This is a genomic window from Pseudomonas sp., from assembly GCF_035277045.1.
In the GTDB taxonomy this organism is placed as follows: domain Bacteria; phylum Pseudomonadota; class Gammaproteobacteria; order Pseudomonadales; family Pseudomonadaceae; genus Aquipseudomonas.
In genome coordinates, this window is sequence record NZ_DATELE010000129.1 from 1 (window position 1) to 2511 (window position 2511).

General features: G+C 67.4%; 3 protein-coding genes. 1 reads left to right on the forward strand and 2 read right to left on the reverse strand.

The features are described from left to right. The coding region (locus VJS90_RS05905; RefSeq protein ID WP_414704898.1) for an aliphatic sulfonate ABC transporter substrate-binding protein at positions 1 to 883 on the forward strand (883 nt) is incomplete at its 5' end. Positions 884 to 1064: 181 nt separating this feature from the next. Here VJS90_RS05905 and VJS90_RS05910 read toward each other — a convergent pair. Continuing rightward, a complete protein-coding gene (locus tag VJS90_RS05910) occupies positions 1065 to 2219 on the reverse strand; it encodes a GGDEF domain-containing protein (RefSeq protein WP_324119984.1) in 1155 nt (384 codons plus the stop codon). Positions 2220 to 2352: 133 nt separating this feature from the next. Next, the coding region (locus VJS90_RS05915; protein ID WP_324119988.1) for an alpha/beta hydrolase at positions 2353 to 2511 on the reverse strand (159 nt) is incomplete at its 5' end.

Consider the following 2511-nt stretch of genomic DNA (forward strand, 5'->3'; position numbering starts at 1 on the left):
GGCACTGGCGGCCGACCCCGCGGCGTTGCGCATCGGCTATCAGAAAGGCTCCATCAGCCTGGTGCTGGCCAAGCAGCACCAGATGCTCGAGAAGCGCTTTCCTCAGACCCGGGTGCAGTGGATCGAGTTTCCCGCCGGGCCGCAGATGCTTGAAGCACTGAACATCGGCGCCCTGGATATCGGCTCGACGGGCGACATCCCGCCGATCTTCGCCCAGGCCGCCGGCGCCGACCTGCTGTACATCGGCGCCGAGCCATCCAAGCCGCAGGCCGAGGTGATCCTGGTGCGCAAGGACAGCCCGATCGACAGCGTTGCCGGGCTCAAGGGCAAGCGGATCGCCCTGCAGAAAGGCTCCAGCGCGCACAACCTGCTGCTGCGCGCCTTGGCCAAGGCGGGCCTCGGCATCCGCGACGTGCAGCCGGTTTACCTGCCACCCGCCGACGCCCGCGCTGCCTTCGAGCGGGGCAGCGTCGATGCCTGGGCCATCTGGGACCCGTTCTATTCGGCCATCGAGCTCGAGGGCAAGTCGCGACGGCTGGCCAATGGGGAAGGGCTGGATCTGATCGGGCCCTTCATGCTCGGTGCGCGAGGCTATGTCGAAGATAATGGGAAATTCGTCCGCCAGCTGCTGGATGAACTCAGCCAGGCCGAAGCCCTGACCCGCAGCGACGAGGCGGGGAGCATCACCCTGCTGGCGGCATTCATGGGCTTGCCTGAAGCGGTGGTACGGCGCAGCTTCACCCATCGCCCGGCCTCGCCGATCGTGCCGGTGAGCGATGACATCGTCGCCGCGCAGCAGCACACCGCGGACCTGTTCTTCGAGAACAAGGTGCTGCCGCGGCGGGTGGACGTGAAAGGCGCGGTGTGGCGCCCCGGCGCGTAGCGGCCCGTCGTGTGCAGCGCCGCACAATCTTGTAATCCTGCGCCCCGGCGAGGGCTCTGCCCTCGAATCGCAGCACAAGGCGTGCTCCCACAAGAGCTGGCGCGGCCAGCTCGGTCATGGAAGCCCTGCCCGGCGCAGCCAGGGCATTTGAACTGACCCACAGATTGAATCGGCTGGCGGCTCAGGCCAGCGTCCGGTCGACCAGGCGGATGCTGTCGCGGCCGCCGCGCTTGGATTCGTAGAGCGCCGAATCGCCTTGCTCGATCAGCGCCGCCAGGCTCGCGGGGGGCTGGTCGAACAGGCTGGCACCAATGCTCAGGGTCACCGCGGCGGGCGTGGCGAAGGTCAGCGAGGCGGTCTCCTGGAACTGGTAGCGCAGCGCATTGCCCAGCGCGACGATCTGCTCGCTGGAGGCCTCGCGCAGCAGGATGACGAATTCATCGCCGCCCAGGCGCGCGGCCAGCGAGCCCTCGGGCAGCACCGAACGGATCATCTCGCTGAGGGCGATCAGCAAACGGTCGCCCGCGGTGTGTCCGTACAAGTCGTTCACCAGCTTGAAGTTGTCGATGTCGATCAGCAACAGCGCGCCCGGGCGCGCCGCCGAAACCCCTTCCAGCAGGCGCGGGGCGCGAACCTCGAGCGCGCGGCGGTTGTACAGGGCCGTCAAGGGGTCGCGGGCCGCCAGGCGCGCGATGCGCCGCTCGCGGCGGTAGCGCTCGGTGCCGGTCATCGACAGCGCGATCAACATCACCGCCATTACTCCCTCGACCAGCGAGATCTGGATGATCTCGCCACGAAACGCCGCAAGGTCGACCACCGTGCCCGGCACCACGGCCGTCAGCGCCTTGACCACATAGAACAGCCCGTGCGCCAGCAGCACATAGCGCAGCTGCACCGCGCCGACGCTCAGCGAGCGGCCGTGAGGGCGCAGAAGCAGGCTGGCCCTGAGCATCTGCACGGCGACCAGCAGCGAGTTGACCACCAGCATGACTTTCGACCAGCGTGGGTCCTCGGGCAGCCACAGCATGGCAACCCAGACGACGAAGATCAGGTACCAGGCCCGGGACAGCCGCGTCTGGGTGAAGCGCGCGACGCCCAGCAGGAACAGCCAGTGCGCCGTCACCAGCAAGCCATTGGCGAACCAGATGCCGATCAGCAGCAGGCCGCTGCCACGCAACAGCGCCAGGGTGCAGCCCACGCTGATGGTCGCAAAGCCCGCGCTCCAGAACAGCAACGAGGGTTCACGGACGACGCCCCACTCGATCGCCAGGTACAACGCCGCGGCGCCGGCAAGGGCGATCGTGAGCATCAACATCGTGGGTGGGTCGAGCGGCATAACCGGGGGCCTGTGTGAATGGCTGGGACGTCGCGCGATTGTAAGCGTTTGCGGTGACTTTTTCGCCGGGGAGCGCAACCTTCCGGCAAGTTCGCTGCGCGCGTCGTGCAGGACCGCGCGCAGCCTGTGGCGTTTAGCCGCGGATAAACGTCAGGATGTCCGCATTGATGATTTCGGCATGGGTGGTGGGCATGCCGTGGGGGAACCCGGGATAGGTTTTCAACGTGCCGTTGCGCAGCAGTCGCGCCGACAGCGGGCCGGCGTTCTCGTAGGGCACGATCTGGTCATCGTC

Coding starts and splice junctions, on each gene's coding strand:
- VJS90_RS05910 (WP_324119984.1), bottom strand. CDS start 2,219: ATGCCGCTCGACCCACCCACGATGTTGATGCTCACGATCGCCCTTGCC.